17 protein-coding genes and 1 pseudogene are annotated in these 18,772 nt (G+C 53.4%); 14 read left to right on the top strand and 4 right to left on the bottom strand.

Going from position 1 to position 18,772, the window contains the following annotated elements; all coding sequences use genetic code 11:
* The first annotated feature begins 95 nt into the window (after positions 1-95).
* From L1047_RS05740 to L1047_RS05725, 4 genes and pseudogenes are all read left to right on the top strand, one after another.
* Positions 96-812 carry an MBL fold metallo-hydrolase gene (locus L1047_RS05740; RefSeq protein WP_235277916.1) on the top strand — a complete coding sequence of 239 codons (717 nt, stop codon included), beginning with the start codon at positions 96-98 and terminating at the stop codon, positions 810-812.
* A gap of 186 nt (positions 813-998) precedes the next feature.
* A pseudogene (locus L1047_RS05735) lies at positions 999-1,466 on the top strand (DUF29 domain-containing protein).
* 62 nt (positions 1,467-1,528) lie between these two features.
* Positions 1,529-2,107, top strand: coding sequence for a rhodanese-like domain-containing protein (locus tag L1047_RS05730; RefSeq protein WP_235277915.1), 579 nt, complete (start codon positions 1,529-1,531; stop codon positions 2,105-2,107).
* Positions 2,104-3,918 carry a SulP family inorganic anion transporter gene (locus L1047_RS05725; RefSeq protein WP_235277914.1) on the top strand — a complete coding sequence of 605 codons (1,815 nt, stop codon included), beginning with the start codon at positions 2,104-2,106 and terminating at the stop codon, positions 3,916-3,918. Before L1047_RS05730 ends, L1047_RS05725 begins: the two co-directional genes overlap by 4 nt.
* Here the strand turns inward: L1047_RS05725 and L1047_RS05720 are convergent.
* Positions 3,902-5,152: a hypothetical protein gene (locus tag L1047_RS05720; protein ID WP_235277913.1), complete on the bottom strand. Its 1,251-nt coding sequence runs from the start codon at positions 5,150-5,152 to the stop codon at positions 3,902-3,904. The two genes, L1047_RS05725 and L1047_RS05720, sit on opposite strands and share 17 nt — an antisense overlap.
* A 219-nt stretch (positions 5,153-5,371) precedes the next feature.
* Here L1047_RS05720 and trxA point away from each other — a divergent pair, with 219 nt between their 5' ends.
* From trxA to lipB, 3 genes are all read left to right on the top strand, one after another.
* Positions 5,372-5,704, top strand: a complete 333-nt coding sequence (gene trxA / locus L1047_RS05715; RefSeq protein ID WP_235277912.1) for a thioredoxin — start codon at positions 5,372-5,374, stop codon at positions 5,702-5,704.
* A 106-nt stretch (positions 5,705-5,810) separates the two neighbouring features.
* Positions 5,811-7,496: a TIGR02466 family protein gene (locus L1047_RS05710; protein WP_235277911.1), complete on the top strand. Its 1,686-nt coding sequence runs from the start codon at positions 5,811-5,813 to the stop codon at positions 7,494-7,496.
* A gap of 11 nt (positions 7,497-7,507) precedes the next feature.
* Positions 7,508-8,275 (top strand): lipoyl(octanoyl) transferase LipB, encoded by a 768-nt coding sequence (gene lipB / locus L1047_RS05705; protein ID WP_443081705.1) that lies wholly within the window; start codon positions 7,508-7,510, stop codon positions 8,273-8,275.
* 298 nt (positions 8,276-8,573) lie between these two features.
* Here the strand turns inward: lipB and L1047_RS05700 are convergent, their stop codons facing one another.
* From L1047_RS05700 to L1047_RS05690, 3 genes are read right to left on the bottom strand one after another with little or no spacing between them, the layout of a single operon-like run.
* Positions 8,574-9,071 carry a tetratricopeptide repeat protein gene (locus L1047_RS05700; protein WP_235277909.1) on the bottom strand — a complete coding sequence of 166 codons (498 nt, stop codon included), beginning with the start codon at positions 9,069-9,071 and terminating at the stop codon, positions 8,574-8,576.
* A complete protein-coding gene (locus tag L1047_RS05695) occupies positions 9,068-9,454 on the bottom strand; it encodes a slr1659 superfamily regulator (protein WP_235277908.1) in 387 nt (128 codons plus the stop codon). The genes L1047_RS05700 and L1047_RS05695 overlap by 4 nt, the downstream gene beginning before the upstream one ends.
* A gap of 24 nt (positions 9,455-9,478) precedes the next feature.
* Positions 9,479-10,039 (bottom strand): DUF6272 family protein, encoded by a 561-nt coding sequence (locus tag L1047_RS05690; protein WP_235277907.1) that lies wholly within the window; start codon positions 10,037-10,039, stop codon positions 9,479-9,481.
* Positions 10,040-10,292: 253 nt separating this feature from the next.
* Here L1047_RS05690 and purB point away from each other — a divergent pair, with 253 nt between their 5' ends.
* The 7 genes from purB (at position 10,293) to L1047_RS05655 (ending at position 18,765) form a co-directional block, all read left to right on the top strand.
* A complete protein-coding gene (gene purB, locus L1047_RS05685; protein ID WP_235277906.1) occupies positions 10,293-11,588 on the top strand; it encodes an adenylosuccinate lyase in 1,296 nt (431 codons plus the stop codon).
* Positions 11,589-11,600: 12 nt separating this feature from the next.
* Positions 11,601-12,581, top strand: a complete 981-nt coding sequence (locus tag L1047_RS05680; protein ID WP_235277905.1) for an aspartate carbamoyltransferase catalytic subunit — start codon at positions 11,601-11,603, stop codon at positions 12,579-12,581.
* Positions 12,582-13,172: 591 nt separating this feature from the next.
* Positions 13,173-14,189, top strand: a complete 1,017-nt coding sequence (gene pstS, locus L1047_RS05675) for a phosphate ABC transporter substrate-binding protein PstS (protein WP_235277904.1) — start codon at positions 13,173-13,175, stop codon at positions 14,187-14,189.
* Between the two features lie 291 nt (positions 14,190-14,480).
* Positions 14,481-15,452, top strand: coding sequence for a phosphate ABC transporter permease subunit PstC (pstC, locus tag L1047_RS05670; protein WP_235277903.1), 972 nt, complete (start codon positions 14,481-14,483; stop codon positions 15,450-15,452).
* A gap of 25 nt (positions 15,453-15,477) precedes the next feature.
* Entirely contained in the window at positions 15,478-16,365 is an 888-nt protein-coding gene (pstA, locus tag L1047_RS05665) for a phosphate ABC transporter permease PstA (RefSeq protein ID WP_235277902.1), read from the top strand.
* Between the two features lie 107 nt (positions 16,366-16,472).
* Positions 16,473-17,270, top strand: coding sequence for a phosphate ABC transporter ATP-binding protein PstB (gene pstB, locus L1047_RS05660; RefSeq protein ID WP_235277901.1), 798 nt, complete (start codon positions 16,473-16,475; stop codon positions 17,268-17,270).
* A 127-nt stretch (positions 17,271-17,397) separates the two neighbouring features.
* On the top strand, positions 17,398-18,765 hold the full coding sequence (locus L1047_RS05655) for an FAD-binding oxidoreductase (protein WP_235277900.1): 1,368 nt from the start codon (positions 17,398-17,400) through the stop codon (positions 18,763-18,765).
* Positions 18,766-18,772 lie beyond the last annotated feature (7 nt).

Below are 18,772 nucleotides of genomic sequence, written 5' to 3'. Positions count from 1 at the left end.
TTAGCACTAGATAGTTATATAGTTATAAATGGAGACAATAAACTGTGGCCTTGAGGGGTATGAGCCAGAGTCTGAAGAACACACAGGAGGACGTTATGCTCTTTCGACAACTGTTTGATCAAGAGACGGGTACATATACTTATTTAATCGCGGATCCCGTTACCCGGGAGGCGGCACTGGTGGATCCCGTGCTGGAGCAGGTGGAGCGGGATTTCACTTTGATCCAGGAGTTGGGGCTAACTCTGAAGTATTGTCTGGAAACCCATGTGCATGCCGACCATGTCACCGGGACTGGCAAATTGCGAGAACGAACCGGGTGCCAGGGGATCGTACCCGTACAGGCCAAAGCCCAGTGTGCCGACCGTTTCATTGCCCACGGAGAAACCCTTCAGGTGGGATCCCTCTTGATTGAGGCGATAGCCACTTTGGGTCATACCGACAGCCACATGACCTATCGGGTGAATGGGGATCGGATTTTGACCGGGGATGCGCTGTTGATTCGCGGCTGCGGGCGGACGGATTTCCAAAGTGGGGATGCAGGCCTGATGTATGACCATGTTACGGGGCATTTGTTCAGCTTGCCGGATGAAACCTTGGTTTATCCGGGGCATGACTACAAGGGGCGCACCGTTTCCACCATTGGCGAAGAAAAACGTTGGAACCCCCGCTTTGTTGACCCTGCAACGGGATCCCTACGGTCACGGGAGAGCTTCATCGCTTTGATGAATAGCCTGAACTTACCCAATCCGAAAAAGATCCAAGAGGCCGTGCCCGCTAACGAGCAATGTGGCAAAGTTCCCACAACTGTTTAGCTTAAGAGAAGCAGTGTTCATTGATAAGGATGTAGGTCAACTGACACGTTCCGACGATGAATAGCTTGCTTGGATCACTCAAGAAAGCTGGGTTCTTTACTCTTCAAACATTGCCAACTTCTGAGGGTGGTCAAGATCATGTTCAAGATCAGTTAATCTCTCTTAGCAACTTTGTGGACTAAGGACATGGCGAAAACAGCCTACGATGCAGATTTCTATGCTTGGACACAGGAGCAAGCCCGGCTTCTGCGGGATCAGGCATGGGAACGTTTGGATTTGCCCAATTTGATTATTGAGGAGATCGAATCTTTGGGTAAGCAGCAACGGCAGGAACTGCGGAATCGACTTTCTGTTTTGATTGGATATCTACTGAAGTGGGAATATCAAGTTGAGTGGCACTCTCGAAGTTGGTTGTCAACTTTACGGATTCAGAGATTTGAAATTTCTGATTTATTATTAGACAACCCAAGTCTAAAAGCTCATTTGCAAGAGACCCTATAGCGAAGTTACTTAAAAGCATCTGAACTTGCTAGTAGCGAGACCAATCTTTCCAAGAAAGTCTTCCCAAGAGATTGCCCCTATTCGCTAGAGCAAATTCTAGACGAACAGTTTTATCCTGGTGAACCCAGCGACTTGCTCCAAGAGGATGATTGACCCAGTTTTTCTTCTTCACTCGAAAACAAGCTCTAAACCCTTACAGAATCTAGGAGAACATCATGACCATTGCACAAAACCCACAACCGCAAGCCCAACAGGATCGGGATCCCCGTCTCAAGGAAATTGATGCCCTGACGTTGAAACAATGGCTGGATCAGGGGCGGGTGAACCTGATCGATGTACGGGAACCCTCAGAATATGCCGAGGAGCGGATCCCAGGGGCGATCAATATGCCGCTCTCCACCTTTGACCCAACCCAGGTGCCCACCTCCACTCCCGAACAGACGGTGGTGATGCAGTGCCGCATGGGCAGCCGCTCGATCCGGGCCAGTTGCCAACTGTTAGATACAGGTTGGCCAGAGGTGCTCAACCTCAAAGGAGGGATCGAAGCCTGGAAATCGGCTCAGTTGCCCGTCACCCGCACCCCAAATGCTCCCATTTCTCTGATGCGTCAGGTGCAGATCGCAGCGGGATCCCTTGTTGTCTTCGGCACGCTCATGGGAGCTTTGGTCAACCCTTGGTGGCTGCTGTTGAGTGGTTTTGTAGGATCAGGGCTGGTGTTCGCTGGTGTCACCAATACCTGTGGCATGGCTCTTCTGTTGGCGCGCATGCCCTGGAACCGAGGCCAGTCTCTATGACGCAAGGGATCCCTGGGGTGCAGGATCCCCATTCCCCATCAACCTCTCCCCAAGTCGGGATCCTGCAGCGTTACCTACCTTTTACTGATTGGTCATGGCACTATTCCCCTGGGAATTTGCCGGGGGATGTGATTGCTGGGGTGATCGTGGCGATTATGCTGGTGCCTCAGAGTATGGCCTATGCTCTGTTGGCCGGTTTGCCCCCGCAAACGGGGTTGTATGCCAGCCTTCTGCCCTTGATTGTTTATGCCTTGCTGGGATCCAGCCGGGTACTGGCGGTGGGGCCGGTAGCGATGGTGTCGTTGCTGGTGGCAGCCGGGTTGGAACCCTTGGCAGAACCGGGTAGCCCAGAGTACGGGCAGTTGGCCGTGGGGATTGCCCTCTGGGTGGGGCTGATCCAGGCCGGGATGGGAGTGCTGCGGTTGGGGTTTTTGGTGAATTTCCTCAGCCATTCGGTGATTTCTGCCTTTACCAGTGCGGCGGCTTTGATCATTGCTTTTAGCCAGGTCAAGCATTTGCTGGGGGTACGGATCCCCAATACGGAGTCCTTTCTGGTGTTGCTACGGGAACTGTGGCAGAGCCGTGGGGGCTTGAATGGAGTGACGTTGGGTTTGGGACTGTTGGGGATTGCCCTACTCCTCTATGCCCAGCAAAAATTACCGGCTCAGTTGCGCCGGTGGGGGATCCCGCAGGTTTGGGTGCTGCCCCTCAGTAAAGGTGCTCCGTTGGGGGTGGTGATCCTAACCACGCTGCTGGTGTGGGGCTTAGATTTGTCGCAGGGATCCGGGGTAGCGGTGGTGGGAGCGATTCCAGCGGGGTTGCCATCCCTAACCTTCCCTTGGCTGAACCTGGAGCAATGGGGATCCCTGCTGCCGACAGCTTTGGCCATCAGTTTGGTGGGCTTTACGGAGAGCTATGCCGTGGGGCAATCTTTGGCCAGCAAAAAACGTCAGAAGGTGGATCCCGACCAGGATTTGATAGGGTTGGGAGCGGCCAATCTCGCCGCCGCCCTCACGGGGGGCTACCCAGTAACGGGGGGGATCAGCCGCTCGGTGGTGAATTTTCAAGCGGGGGCCAATTCTGGCTTGGCTTCTCTGATTACAGCGGGGTTGATTGCCCTGACGGTACTGTTTTTGATGCCGCTGTTTTTCTTTTTGCCCCAAACTACTTTGGCCGCGATCATTCTGGTGGCAGTGCTGGGGTTAGTGGACTTTCGCCCCTTGCTGCACAGCTGGCATTACGACCGAGGGGATGCGGGGGTATGGCTCGTAACCTTTGCCAGCGTTTTGTCAGTTGGGATCGAGCCGGGGATTGGGCTGGGGGTGATCACCTCCATTGGGTTATTTCTCTGGCGCAGCAGTCGCCCCCATATTGCCATCGTCGGACAGGTGCCAGGAACGGAGCACTATCGCAATATGTTGCGGCATGAGGTGATCACGGATCCCCAAGTTTTGGCGATCCGAGTCGATGAAAGCTTGTTTTTTGCCAATGCCGCGTATTTGGAGGAGCATCTACTCAAACAGGTGGCGGAACGACCCGAAGTTCAGCATTTGCTGTTGATTTGTAGCGCAGTCAATTTTATCGACGGCAGTGCTTTGGAATCGTTATTGCGGCTGATGGAAAAACTTTGGCAGGCAGGGGTGCAGTTCCATATGGCGGAGGTGAAAGGGCCGGTGATGGATCGGCTCAAGGCGATTCATTTTGTGGAGAAGATTGGAGCAGATCACATTTTCTTATCTACCCATCAGGCGATGCAAGCTCTGAAAGTTCAGGGATGGAAAGCCTCAGCCAATTTTACTGGGCGCGAATGAGCACAACGGGCGTTTGTTCTGCCGAGTTTCCTGCCGGATTTTTCTTGAGCGCCTGTTCCACCAGGGATCCTTTAACACCAGAAGTTGCTGCTAAGATCTTCACTTCCCCGAGATCATTGGCATCAACGATGGCAATTTCATAGCCCGTTTGGGTTTTGATGTGCTGAACCAATACCTCGGGATCCTTCGGCCCCAAGACAATAAATTGATCGTAGGGAGGCAAAGTTCCAGTGACATCATCGATGAGGGCAGCTTGTTCTCCCGCCAGGGCATAAAATACCCCCGGGATCCGCAACAGCTTAGCCAAAGATCCGACAACAAAAGCCCAGAACACCCGCCAGGGACCAGAACAATCGATCAGGGTTTGCAGCCCATAGCTACTGGAAAGGCTGGTTTTGGAGGGGAAAAAGTAGCACAGAGTACGGGCCAGGAGACCGGGTTTCACCTGGAGGGGATGACGGAAGTGGCCTTGCACAATCGCGGCGGCTGTCTCAGAAATGGTGACGATATCTCCCGACTGAGCATGGGGACGAATGTAGCGCTCGATCACTGCAGGCCAGTCATCGCTGGGGGTGAGCAAATGGGTGGGAATGGGTGCCCAGCTTAGGTGCTCTTGTTTCTGCCAATTCAGCTCTGGCAGGGGATCCACCTCCTGCAGCGGCAAGATCAAATGGCTGGTTTTGAGGGTACGTTGTTGCCGCCCGTATTGGATGTAGTCCAGCTCTACCCAGGCGGAGCGCAAGTCGGAAAGCTCGTCTCCCGTCAGCTCGAGCTCTAGTTCCAGGCCGGTCTGGCTTTGGGGGCCAATGATATAGGCTTGCCAGTAATTGTCGTGGCGAGGAGGGAGATCCTCGTGGCGAGAGCGCAAACGCAGCAGGGTGTGGATCCCTTCTGAAGATCCGGCACTGAGCAAGTGCAGCCGTGGACTCACTTGGGCCAGGGTCACCTCCAGGAGGGGGTTGAGGTTGCGGGCGACAAACTCTGCCCGGATGAGCCACTGCCGCGGAGTTTCCCGGGTTAGCGTCCAACCTTTCGGCTCCACCCATAGTTGATCGGCAGGCCGGGTTTTCAGCCAGTAGAGCAAAGTACCCAGGATCAGCAGCAGCCCCGCCATCAGTTGAGTCAGTCCTGCCCTGGAATCCCAGGCCCAACGCCCCACCCCCCACAGGCTGAGCCCAGCTCCAACCAGCACCCATCCCAACACCCCACGATTCACCATACTGCCCGTTGCCATTTGGATCCCACTCCTTCAGAATCGTTAAGCCCTGGTAAAGTCTGCCCCATTCCCAATCGCAGCGGCCTAGACTACAGGTACATCGCCTTAAACCCTAGATATCCTAGCGGGAAACCGAAACCAGCAGTCGCAGGAGCCCTACCTTTGGCCTTAAATCAAACAGTTAATATATAAATGATTGCATCTTAAGTTTTTCTGGGATAATCGTTGGAGTGTTCTATGGCTCAAAAGCAACAGTTCAAAAGTTTTACCGACATGATTGAGGGATCCCAAACCCCGATCCTGGTGGATTTTTATGCCTCTTGGTGTGGCCCCTGTCGGCTGATGGCCAATGTGTTGGAGCAAGTGAAGCCTCAGGTGGGGGATGCAGTTTCCTTCATCAAGGTGGACACGGAAAAATACCCGAATATTGCCGCCCGCTGGGGCATTCAGGCCTTGCCGACCCTGATTTTGTTCAAGGATGGGCAGCCGATCGACCGGATCGAAGGGCTATTGCAGCCGCGTGCTTTACTGGAGCGGTTGCAGGCGCAGGTCAACTTGCCCGTGGCCTGAGGGTGAGCACTGGCTGGATTTGAGTGCAGTGAGATATTGCACTCAAACACTTGAGATTCTGACCTGTAAGATCTGACTTGGAGATATCTCTAAGTTGCCAAGTCCTATGCCCCCATTTCCCCAAAAAGCGCCCTTGGATCTGGAGCGACACTTTGCCGAGTGTGTTGTCTATTGGCAGCAAGGGCAAGTTCCGCAGGCGGCCCAATTGGCTCAGGAGATCCTAGCTTTAGAACCCGACCATACGGGATCCCTGCAACTTTTGGGGATGATCGCCTACCGGCAGGGGCAGCTTCAGGAGGCATTGGGGTACTTGCAGAAAGTGGTGGATCTACAACCGGAAGAGGCGGATGCTCACTACAATCTGGCCTTTTTACTGCACAGCCAGGGATCCCTGGCGGAGGCGGTTCCCCACTATCGACAAGCACTGATCCTGGATCCGGATCATCTGGAAGCACGGGTGAACTTTGCCCAGTTGTTGCGTTCTGCTCAGCTTTACCGAGAGGCGGCTCAGGAGTACCGAGAGGTGGTGCGGTTACAGCCTCAGTCGGCCCAAGCCCACAATGATCTCGGCATTCTATTGAAAGAGATGGGATCCCTGTCAGAAGCGATCCAGGCTTACGAACAAGCCATTCAACTGCAACCCGACTATGTCGAGGCCCACAACAACTTGGCCAATGCCCTGAAAGCCAGCGGAAATGGGCAGGCTGCCGAACAGAGTTATCAACGGGCTCTTCAGCTCAAACCCAACTTTGCCGAAGCCCACAACAACTTGGGCACCCTTTACGAAGAGCAGGGACAACTAGAAAAAGCGGTGCAGTGTTACCAGCAGGCGGTTTTGGCCCGTTCGGGGTATGCCGAAGCCCTGAGCAATTTGGGAGATGCCTTTGGCCAGATGGGCAAGCTGGAGCAGGGGTTGCACTGTTGTCAACGGGCCGTGCTGGCGGATCCCCATCTGTTGGAGGGACAGCTCAATTTGGCCAATTTACTGCTGATGAAAGGGGATCCCTTAGGAGCAGAAACCGCCTGTCAGAAGGCTTTGGAACTTCATCCAGCCCATCCACTGGCCTTGGCATTGCAAACCATCGCTCAGGCCGAACAGCAGAATTGGGATGGCGCGCGGCATTTGGCAGATCCCAAAACCTTTGTGCAAACCTTTCCCAGTACCCAGTTGTTCGCGTCAGCGGGACAGAGTCCTTACGAAACAGCCAGTTTCAATCAACGCTTGGCAGAGAGGATCTTGGCTCACCCCAGCCTCACTTGGGAGCGCAGCCGCAACGCCACTCGTAGTGGGTATCACAGCGGCAACCTATTGGCAGATCTCAACCCCGCTGACCCAGATCATCCCCTGCACCACCTGGGATCCCGAATTGCGACAACCGTGCCCCTTTATCTAGAGCAGCTCTTGCCCCAGTTGCCTCCGGATCATCCCTGGCGAGAGCGTAGCCAAGGTCAGTTTCAGGTGCGGGATCTGTGGGCGGTGGTGATGCAGTCTCAGGGACATCAGATCCCCCATGTGCATCCTTCCGCCAGCCTGAGTGGGGTGTACTACGTGCAAGTGCCCCAATCTATGGGTATTGATCTAACAGATCCTTCTGGATGGCTGGAGTTTGGCACTTATCCTGAGCGTTTTCCCTTCGCCCAAGCGCCCAATCATCCTTTGGTTCAGAAAATTCAGCCGCAGCCAGGTTTGCTGGTGTTGTTCCCCTCTCATCTCTGGCATCGTACCATTCCTTATGTCGGTACCGAGCCTCGCATCAGCATCGCCTTCGACATTGTCTTTACAGGCCCCTAGCCATCCCTGTGGTGCAAGAACGACCCCATCTTCTACTTCATCAACCTGGCGAAGTTCCCTACCGCACCGCTTGGGCCTGGCAACAGACCCGGTTGGCTCGCATGATCCGGGATCCCCAGTTGCCCGATGGCTTGTTGCTGCTCACCCATCCTGCGGTTTATACCCTGGGGGCCGGGGCTGACCCTAAGTTCCTTTTCGCGTCAGCGGGACGGAGTCTCCATAGCCTTTCACCGCTGATTGGATCCCCTAGTGCTCCGCACGAACAACCCGTGACTTCTGGAAAAGCCATAGAAGTCTTGCGGGTGGAACGGGGAGGGGAGGTTACTTACCATGGCCCCGGCCAATGGGTGGGCTATCCGCTGCTGAACCTCAGGCGCCACCAACCGGATTTACATGAGTATTTGCGCCAGTTGGAACAGGTGTTGATTGAGTGCCTGGCGTATTTCGGCCTGACAGGAGAGCGGATCCCGGGCTTGACGGGGGTTTGGGTAGAGGGATCCAAGTTGGCTGCCATCGGCATTAAGGTCTCCCGTTGGATCACCTATCATGGCTTTGCCTTGAATGTCTGCTCGGATTTGACGGCTTTTGAAGTGATTGTGCCCTGCGGCATCCCAGATCGCCCGGTGGGATCCCTGGCGCAGTTTTGCCCGCAAGTGACGATGGAAGCGGTCGCGCCAGTGCTGGTGGAGTCTTTTTGCGATGTGTTTGGGCTGCAAGCCCAGGCGGTTTCTTTGTCGGAGTGGTTGGGAGAGGTTGAGTCAGTTGCTGCTTCCATCTGAAGAGCGTTGTCGCATCAGCTCAACCAAAATGGCCTCCTGGCGCTCTTGTCCTGCCGCTAAACTCTGGATCTAAAGTTACCTGCTGCACCTGGGTAGTCTGTAACTCTTGAATAGCTGTAGTAACTACACCAGCCCATAATGGGCCAAGTCGGCACGAGTTTCACTAGCCACCACCAACCACACTCCTGAGATCATCCAAGCCTTCGGCAAGTAGGGCAAACCGTTCGTTGAGGTCTTCGTTGGTCATATTTTGGGTCAAATTTTATTCTCAGTTCAGGCTAACCCCCTGCGGAAGCTTTCAACCCCCATCCACTCCTAATTGCCGCAGCAGTTGTTGCAGAATGGTTTGATCGGCAAAGTTGCCACTCTTTGAAAACAGGGCCATTGCCCCACGAAAATCTGCCATGGCAGCCTCTCGATCTCCCAGTTGCAGATGGGCAACCCCGCGACTAAAGTAGGCCTCCGGGATCCCGCCATCCAGACGAATCGCTTGCTCCGCATCGGCTAGGGCTGCTTCGGGTAAGCGCAACTGATTGTAGACATAGCTGCGGTTTACATAAGCGGGGGCATAGCTGGGATCCAACTGCAAAGCCCGATCCAAATCCTCCAAAGCGCCCAGGCTATCTCCGCGCAGCAATTTCAGGGATCCCTGCCAATTGAACTCTGAGGCTGTTCCAGGTACTGAATTGGGTGTGGTGGTGACCGATGGGGGTGGAGAGGGTATGGCCAAGGCGGCTGGGATCCCTGCCAAGAAACCAACCAGCCCCAAACCTGCAACCCCAAACTTAGGGTTCATCCTTCCTCCTCCAGCTCCAAAATTAGACTGGGCATCAGCCGTTGCAGATTCTTAAGGGACTTCCCCTGCCAAGGGATCCCTTTGGAGCCTAGAACAGTGATCTGGGGTTTGCCCAGCTGCCGTACCCGCACAATAAATTTGGACAGCATATTGATACCAGAGCTGTTGAGAAACTGTAGCTGGCGCAGATCCAACTTCATGGTTTCCGATTGTTGACCTGCTGCATCAACGAGCAACTGAGCCACAGGAGCATATTCTTCCGTACCCGCCAAGCGTAGGGATCCCTGGCAACGCACCGTACCCGAGGCAGCATCATATTGAATCTGGTAATCTTCCGCTCGAATCTCCATAATCCCTTTGGCTCCTTGCATCCATTCTTGCATGATCAAAATCAAAAAAAGCATCCCCTAGAGTAACTCTGAGCGTAGCTGTACCATCGTCGAAACTGCTGCACTGTTGGGATCGACATCTTCAAACTTCCAGCCCAACTCTGCCTGGTAGTCATTGATCATACTGAGAAAGCCCAACCCCGATTGGTTAGAGTCTTCCTCTTCGGCATTTCGCTCCAAGTGCCGTAACCAAAGTTCAGCCGGATCTGATTCCGTTAGCTCTTTCAGGAAGCTTTGAAAGGTTTGCACCTGCTCTTTGGCAATGCTATTGTTGGTTAAAAAAATTAACTTATCTCGATATAAATAAAGGGCAATTGTTACTGGAAAATCAGAAGACTGGTCACTATATTTCATAGTATTTTCGATCAGCTCGTTGGCGATAAAGCTCACCGCGCTTTTGACCGTAACGACACTCTCACCTGGGAAAAAAGTGGCCATATAATCAGCCATAAAATTGGCAGAAAGGCCATTGTTGCGCCAGCGTTCTTTGAGAGGTACTGAAGTGGGAGAGAATCTCAGGATCAGATACTCATTACCCTGGGGGAGATCCTCTCGGTAATCGCCAAAGATTTGGATCATCGGTTCAGGTCCTGCCGGGAATGGATGGAAAGTTCGACTCGTCGGGGCATCACAGCCAGAACGGCCCCCGTAGGGTATTTCCTCTCCGTAACGCTATCCGTATAAAGAACTACCACATCTCCACTGCCGAATTCCAGCTTGAGAGCAGACTGTTGCGCCACGTTGACGTTTTGCCTAGCAACAACCCATCAGCAGGAGAGAGTCCTTAAGCGTTAAAATAACCTGGGTTATCCATACAGACGGAACCAGCACCTTGATTGAGCGCTACACTTTGCCAGAAATGGGCCAAATCTGGTCCAACCCACAGAAATTGCAAACCTGGCTGGAAGTCGAGCTCGCCGTTTGTGAGGCGCAGGCGGAATTGGGCCGGATCCCTCGGGAGGCTCTGGAGCAGATCAAGCATAAAGCCGCCTTTGACCCCAATCGGGTGCTGCAGATCGAGGCGGAAGTGAAGCACGATGTCATCGCCTTTTTGACCAACGTCAACGAATATGTGGGCGAGGCCGGGCGCTATATTCATGTCGGCCTGACGAGTTCCGATGTCTTGGATACGGCTCTGTCCCTACAGTTGGTGGCTTCTGTAGCGGTTTTGCAGGCGCGGCTGGCGGATTTAAGTGCAGCCATTCGTACCCAAGCTCAGAGGCACCGGCATACCTTGATGATCGGGCGTACCCACGGGATCCATGCCGAACCAATCACCTTTGGATTTAAGTTGGTGGGTTGGCTGGCGGAGTGCCTACGGCATCAGGGGCGGCTAGAACGCCTGCAAACCTTGGTGGCGGTAGGCAAAATTTCCGGAGCAGTGGGAACCTACGCCAATGTGTCGCCGCAGGTGGAGCAGCTGGCCTGTGCTCGGTTGGGCCTGAAGCCAGATACCGCCTCTACGCAGGTGATCTCGCGGGATCGCCATGCTGAGTATGTGCAAACACTGGCCCTGATCGGCTCCTCTCTGGAGCGCTTTGCCACTGAGATCCGTAACCTACAACGGACGGATGTGCTGGAGGTGGAAGAGTACTTCGCCCCCGGCCAAAAGGGATCCTCTGCCATGCCCCACAAGCGCAACCCGATCAAATCGGAGCAACTGACGGGGATTGCCCGTTTGTTAAGGGGTTATGCCCTCTCGGCCCTAGAAAACATTCCCCTTTGGCACGAACGGGATATTTCCCATAGTTCGGTAGAACGGGTGATTTTGCCGGATGCCTCCATCCTTTGTCACTATCTGTTGGTGCAGATGACCGATCTGGTGCAGCATTTGCAGGTGCATGCAGGCAATATGGAGCGTAACCTGAACATCTACGGTGGTGTCATCTTCAGCCAGCAGGTGTTGTTGACCTTGGTGGATAAGGGTTTGAGCCGAGAGGAAGCTTATCGCCTTGTGCAAGAGAATGCCCACCGTGCCTGGAACCAACCTCATGGGGATTTTCGAGCCAACTTACTGGCAGATGCACGGGTGATGGCCCACCTGAGCGAGACCGAACTCTCTTCCTGTTTCGATGCCACCCGTCACCTAGCTCACTTGGATCAAATTTTTTCCCGTCTGGGCCTTTAAGGGATCCGCTGCATGGTTTGGCAACGACAACACGTTTTGGGCCTGGCGGACTTTAGCGCAGAGGAATATCAGATTGTTTTGCAGACTAGCGCTAGTTTTCGGGAAGTCTTAACCCGTCGCCTACCCAAAGTGCCCACTCTACAGGGCAAGGTGGTGGCCACCTTATTTTTTGAGGCTTCCACCCGCACCCGTAATAGCTTTGAGCTGGCAGCCAAGCGGCTTTCGGCAGATGTGCTGAACTTCTCCCCCAGTACCTCTTCACTGAGCAAAGGAGAAACAATCCTAGACACGGCCCGCACTTTTTTGGCCATGGGATCCGATTTGCTGATCATCCGTCATGCCCAGGCAGGGGTACCCCATCAGTTAGCTGCCGAAATTGCCCGCCGCGGATCCCATACAGGGGTATTGAATGCCGGTGATGGTCTGCACGAGCACCCGACCCAAGGATTGCTGGATCTGTTTACCCTCTGCACCCAGTTAGAACCAGACCGCCCCCATCTAGAAGTCCTCCGGGGAGTAAAGATCGCCATTGTCGGGGATATTTTGCACTCGCGGGTGGCCCGTTCCGATATCTATGCCTTGGTGGCTGCCGGGGCAGAAGTCCACTTGGCTGGCCCCCCCACCCTACTGCCCAAAGACTTTGCCCAGTTGATCCCCAGCCATACCCTGCCCATCCATTGGCAGCTGGATCCAGCCCTTGCAGGATGCCGCTTTGTCATCACTCTGCGCCTACAGCAAGAACGCATGAGTGAATTGCTCCTACCCAGCCTGCGGGAATATCACCGCTTTTTTGGCATCACGCGACAGCGACTGCAACAGTGTCACCCTGAAGTGAAGCTGTTACACCCCGGCCCAGTCAATCGCGGCGTGGAGCTCAGCTCCGAAGTCATGGAAGACCCTCAGCTCAACCTAATCGAGCAGCAAGTCACCCACGGTGTGGCAGTGCGCATGGCCTTGCTTTACCTAATGGGGGGCGGACGGATCCCTGCTTGAGAGGGATTCATGCACTCGGGGAGGCAACCCTTAAGGAACCGCTGGGACATCTTTGCGTCTAAAGGATAGAGAGGGATGTAGTCAGCTCCCTCCCCGTTAAAACCCCCAGAGATCCCTGCCTAGAGCTCCTCTCGGAGTATTGCAGATAATCCATCAACTTACTGAGGTGAAGGGCAATCTCTTTACCCTGATTTTCATTTCAACTAGACTCTAATCAAAACTGTTTTGCGACTTGAGCAATACCTGTCTTTGAGCCAAAATCTGCTCAAGTTACGTAGCTGTTAAACGTGCTAGAAGTCTTTTCTCATCAAGCTTTTTGGGATCCCAACTACTTAGGGATCCTTTCTTGTCTGAGATCCTAAATAAACCTAAATTGGTAGTGAGAGTTAAGCATTTTGTGAAAGATCAGCATATTCAAAAAAACTTGCCTTTTTTCTCTTGATTTAACCAAAACTTAACCTTGATATATTCTGAGCTTAACCTTGGAGCCTTAGGGTTACAAGTGTTGATCTGCAACAGACGTCACCTATGCGATCTCTGCTTTCTGCTTCTATGCTCTCCCTCACTGCTTTGGCAGTAGGATCTCTGGGAATGGCTCCAGCCCAAGCCCAAACCATTCAAATTTCGGGTGCTGGCGCAACCTTTGCTGCTCCAGTGCTGCAACGTTGGTTTGATGCCTACAATCGCACTGTCAACTCCAACGTACAAGTCAGCTACCAGTCGGTGGGTAGTGGTGCTGGCTTAGAGCAGTATATCAATGGCAGTGTGGACTTCGGCGCTTCCGAAGGCCCAATGAACGCGCAGAACAACAAATCTCGCTATGAGAACTTCAAGGCCAAGTACGGCTACGAGCCGTTGCAGTTGCCTTTAGCCGGTGGTGCTATTGAGTTTGCCTACAACTTGCCCGGCATTGAGTCTCAGGAGTTAGTCTTAAAGCGGGAAACCTACTGCGCCATTGTTACCGGTGAGATTGAAAAGTGGAATGATATCCGCATCAAAGCTCAGAATCCAACTCTGGTGGATCGTCTACCGGATCTGCCCATCACCTGGGTACATCGCTCTGACGGCTCCGGTACCACCTTCGTGTTTACCAACCACATCAATGCTGCTTGCCCCAACTGGACTTCTGGTTTCGGTACCTCTGTGGAATGGCCAGTCGGCATTGGTGCACAAGGCAATGAAGGTGTGGCTGCTACCATCAAGCAGGAAGAAGGCGCGATTGGCTATGTGAACCAGTCCTACGCCAAGCTAGAAAACATGAGCACCGCGCGCCTCGAAAACAAAGCTGGCAACATAGTTGCCTTCTCCCCTGAGGCTGCTTCTGCCGCCTTGAATCAGCCGATACCAGAGGACTTTGCTTTGTTGGTACCGGATCCTGAAGGTTCTGAACATTACCCCATCGTTGGCCTGTTCTGGATAATGCTGTACCGTGAGTATCCGGATGAAGCAAAGTTAAAGGCTCTTGTGGACGCTGTAAAGTGGACGCAAGGCCCAGAGGGGCAGGCAATCACCCGTGAGCTGGACTACATTCCCATGCCTCAGCCTGTCATCGATCGTATCTTTGCAGAACTGGATGGCATTAAGGTTAACCCCAATGCGGTGCGATGAGTAAGCTTTGCCCTGAAAGCCAGTAGCTTCTAGCCAGTGGTCGGTGGAGTGGGTTTGTCCCTCTTCGGCTGCTGGCTTACTTTTATTTGGAAGCTTACAGAGTTCAAGTCCGGGTTGATGTCTCAGGTTGATGTCTCAAATTTTGGCCACGGATCCACTTGGACTGATATTTACAGTTCAGCTTTAGGATGCTGGCCAGAACATGAACACACCGAAGCCAAGTGAGGTAATTTAGGCTGAGTAAGTTGTTGAAAGTGATGTTGAAAAAGAAATTGGCAGAGGGGAGGTCTTATGACGTCGTCGGCTAGGGATTATGATTCTTTGCAGGATATCAGTATTGAAAAGAAAATGGACACTTCCCGCATCTTGGATGTGGGCTTCGTTCGACTAACCTTGGCCTTGGCCGTCTTTGCAGGTGTCATCCTCATTTTGGTAATCCTGCAAACTGCCGAGGAAGCCCTGCCGGCCGTCCAACAATTTGGCTGGAGCTTCTTGGTTACCACTCGCTGGAACCCTGTCGAAAATATTTATGGAGTGCTGCCGCAGATCTATGGCAGCTTAATGACCTCTTTGGTGGCCTTGATCTTTGCCATCCCTTTGGGCATTGGCACGGCGATTTTCTTAACGGAAGATTTTGCCCCCAAGTGGATCACAACTCCCATTTCTTTTGCCATTGAGTTGATTGTGGCCATTCCTAGTGTGGTGTTGGGGTTATGGGGCATCTTTGTGTTGATCCCGGCAGTGCGCCCCATCTTCCGAGCCATAAACGAAAGCATGAAGTGGTTTCCCCTCTTCGGTGGCCCAGCCCCGCGCGGCCCCAGCTTGCTGATTGTGGGCTTGGTACTCTCCATTATGATCTCCCCGATCATCATCTCCATTACCCGCAGTACCTTTGAATCGCTGCCCCGTAACCTCCGTGATGGAGCCTTGGCTTTGGGAGCAACCCGCTGGGAGACAATTTTAACCGTAATGATCCCTGCCGGTCTGTCCGGCATTGTCAGTTCTATCATGTTGGCCATGGGTCGTGCTTTCGGAGAAACAATGGTGGCAGCCATGATCTCCGGCAATGCAAACCGTATTAATGTCTCGCTGCTGCAGCCAGGATCCACCATTACTGGCCTAATTGCTTCTCAATTTGGCGAGGCGGGGCGTTTACAGGTATCGGCTTTGATGTATGCCGGAGTGGTACTCATGGTGCTGTCGTTGGTGGCGAATGTCCTAGCGGAAATCATCATCCGCAAGTTTCAGAACGTGGAACGCTAACCAGAGAGGGAGGAACATTGTCATCATGTCAAACTCAGCCCAGTTCCAATCTGAGGACATCGACATCAGTCGTGCTGCTATCGCCCCTATCCGTAATTATTCTGGTAAAGCTCTCACCATCCTCAGTGCCATTTTTGTGGCTATTATTATCGTGCCTTTGGCTTGGGTGCTTTGGGATGTGGCTAAAGAAGGAGTGCACAAGCTTAACTGGTACACTTTTACCCAAACCCGTTACCCTGCCCCCGGATTGGAAGATGGAGGGTTTGGTCATGCGATTGTGGGCAGCTTGATGGTATTGTCGACGGGGGCAGCCTTGAGCTTTCCCTTCGGAATCTTGACGGCGGTTTATCTTTCCGAGTTTGGTCGCGGTACCCGTTTGACCTATTTGGTTAAGTTCTCCTGCAATGTGCTTACCGGAGTGCCGGCCATTCTTTGCGGTCTATTTGCCTATGCGGTGGTGGTGAAAGGATCCGGTTTTTCTGCTTTTTCGGGGGGGATTGCCCTTGGGATATTAATGCTGCCGATTGTGATTCGTTCTACTGAAGAAGCCTTACTGCTAGTGTCTCCCGACATGCGTTTGGCTTCGACTGGCCTTGGTTCCACCCGTTTTCAAACCACGATGCGGATTGTTTTGCCTGCAGCGGCTCCAGCGATTGTAACGGGATTGCTTTTGGCTTTGGCAAGGGCGGCAGGAGAAGCGGCTCCGTTGCTATTTACTTCCTTTAATAACAATTTTTGGTCAACCAACTTGTTTGGGCCAGTGGCAACCTTGCCAGTGATGACCTACTTCTTTGCCATTATTCCCTATGAACCTCAACAAGAGCTAGCCTGGGCCGGAGCCCTGGTGCTGCTGGCAATCGTATTGATAGCTAGCCTCGTTTCCCGCTTTTTGGTTCTCAAAACCAGAACATAACTTAGAGCAATCGGTATGCAATCTGCATGTATATTTTGACTTGTCCTTTTGTAATAATCACACAAGTGGTGTAAAACTGACGAACTCTAACTCCTGTGAGTGGTGCTATGCAAACGAAATCCCCCAACCCAACTTCCTACGTTTTTAAAACCGAAAACCTGAACGTCTATTACGGCTCTAACTTGGCCGTGAAAAACGTTAATTTAGACATTCCAGCTCGGCAAATTACCGCCTTTATCGGCCCCTCCGGCTGTGGCAAAAGTACCGTCTTGCGCTGCTTTAACCGCACCAATGATCTAATCCCTGGCGCTCGGGTGGAAGGCAAGCTCACCTACCATGGCAAAGACCTCTACGCCGAAAATGTGGATCCAGTCTCCGTGCGGCGGCGCATTGGCATGGTATTCCAAAAGCCCAACCCCTTTCCCAAAACCATCTACGACAACATTGCCTATGGCCCGCGGGTGCTAGGCATGAAAGTGGATCTAGACGAGGTGGTGGAAACCTCCCTGAAACGGGCCGCCCTTTGGGATGAAGTGAAGGACAAACTAAAAGAAAGTGGTCAATCTCTGTCGGGCGGTCAACAACAGCGCCTTTGTATTGCCCGGGCTTTAGCGGTGAAGCCGGATGTGATTTTGATGGATGAGCCTTGCTCCGCCTTGGATCCAATCTCCACTCGCCGCATTGAAGAGCTGATGAAAGAGCTGGAGGAGGAGTACACGATTATCATCGTTACCCACAACATGCAGCAGGCCAGCCGTGTGTCGGATATGACTGCCTTTTTCAGTGTGGAGCTGGTGGGATCCAACCGCGTGGGCGAGTTAATGGAGTTCAACAAAACCGAGGTCATCTTCAACAGTCCCAACAAGGAAGCCACCAAAGACTACGTGGAAGGCCGCTTCGGCTAAAGGATGTGTGGGCAGACGGATCTCTTCCTGCGAGATACTCCGGCAGACTGTTCTTGGCGAACCCTTTTGCGGGCCATTTCCGCAGATGATCCCAACTCAGGAAGATTGGTTTTGAATAGGGATCCCTATGATCGTTGCCGCCCCCGATAAGCTGCAAGCCTTGCATTCCGCCCTGACGGGCATCGAAATCATTACCGATCCAGCACAGCTCACCAAGTTGTCATTGGATTTTTACCATTACAGCCCCGTGCTCACCCGGCAACTGAGCGACAAACGGGGGGATCTGGTGGTGCGCCCCGCCAACGAAGCGGAGGTGATACGGGTGGCGGCGGCCTGTGCCCAGCATCGGATCCCGGTGACTGTTCGCGGTGCCGGTACAGGCAACTATGGCCAGTGCATTCCCCTGTCGGGCGGTGTGATCCTGGATGTTAGTAAGCTGAACCAGGTGCTCTGGGCTAAGCCTGGCGTGGCTCGGGTACAAGCGGGAGCCAAATTAATGGCCATTGATAAGCAAACCCGCGAGCTTGGCTGGGAGATCCGCATGGCCCCTTCCACCTATCGCACTGCTACCATTGGAGGCTTCATTGCAGGGGGAAGTGGGGGCATTGGCTCCATCACCTACGGGCAATTGCGGGATCGGGGTAATGTCTTGGCCTTGCGGGTAGTCACCCTGGAAGAAGAACCGCGCATCATCGAGCTGCGAGGGGATGAAGTTTTCAAGGTTAGCCATGCCTGGGGACTGAACGGCATCATCACCGAAGTGGAGATCCCACTTGCCCCTGCCTATCCGTGGGCGGAGTTAGTGGTGGCCTTCCCAGCCGAGGTGGGTTTCATGCCCTGTGCCCACTTTGGTCAAGCCTTGGGTGATGCGGACGGGATCGTCAAAAAGATGATCAGCCTCCATGCTTGGCCCATCCCCAGCTACTTTGCGCCACTGCGGGGATCCGTACCGGAGGGAGCCGCCATTGCTCTGCTGATGATCGCCGAATCCAGCGTGGAGCCTCTGATGGAGTTGATCCGTGAACATGGGGGGCAGGTCGTCTACAACAAAACCGCCCAAGAAGCCAGTAAAGGGATCATGTTGGGGGAATTCACCTGGAACCACACCACCCTGCACTGCCGCAGCGTTGATACAAGCCTCACCTATTTGCAATCGGCTTTCCCCACCGACCGAGAGCTGAAAATGGTGCAGCACATGTACGAGTATTTTGGCGATGAAGTGCTGATGCACCTAGAGTTTATTCGCATCAATGGCCAAGCTACCCCGGTGGGTCTACAAATTGTGCGCTTTACCACTGAGGAACGCCTCAACGAGATCATGTGCTACCACGAGGAGCATGGCGTATTCATCGCCAATCCGCACACCTTCATCATTGAAGATGGCGGGCGTAAAGTGATGGATCCCCGGCAGATCCGCTTCAAAGAAGAGGTGGATCCCTATGGACTGCTCAACCCGGGTAAGATGCGCACTTGGCAGGAGCGAGCCTCAGCTTAAGAAATGA

The sequence above is a fragment of the Synechococcus sp. Nb3U1 genome (genome assembly GCF_021533835.1).
Classification (GTDB): domain Bacteria; phylum Cyanobacteriota; class Cyanobacteriia; order Thermostichales; family Thermostichaceae; genus Thermostichus.
Note: the sequence above shows the minus strand (reverse complement) of the source record. Positions and strands in the feature narration are given on the sequence as shown.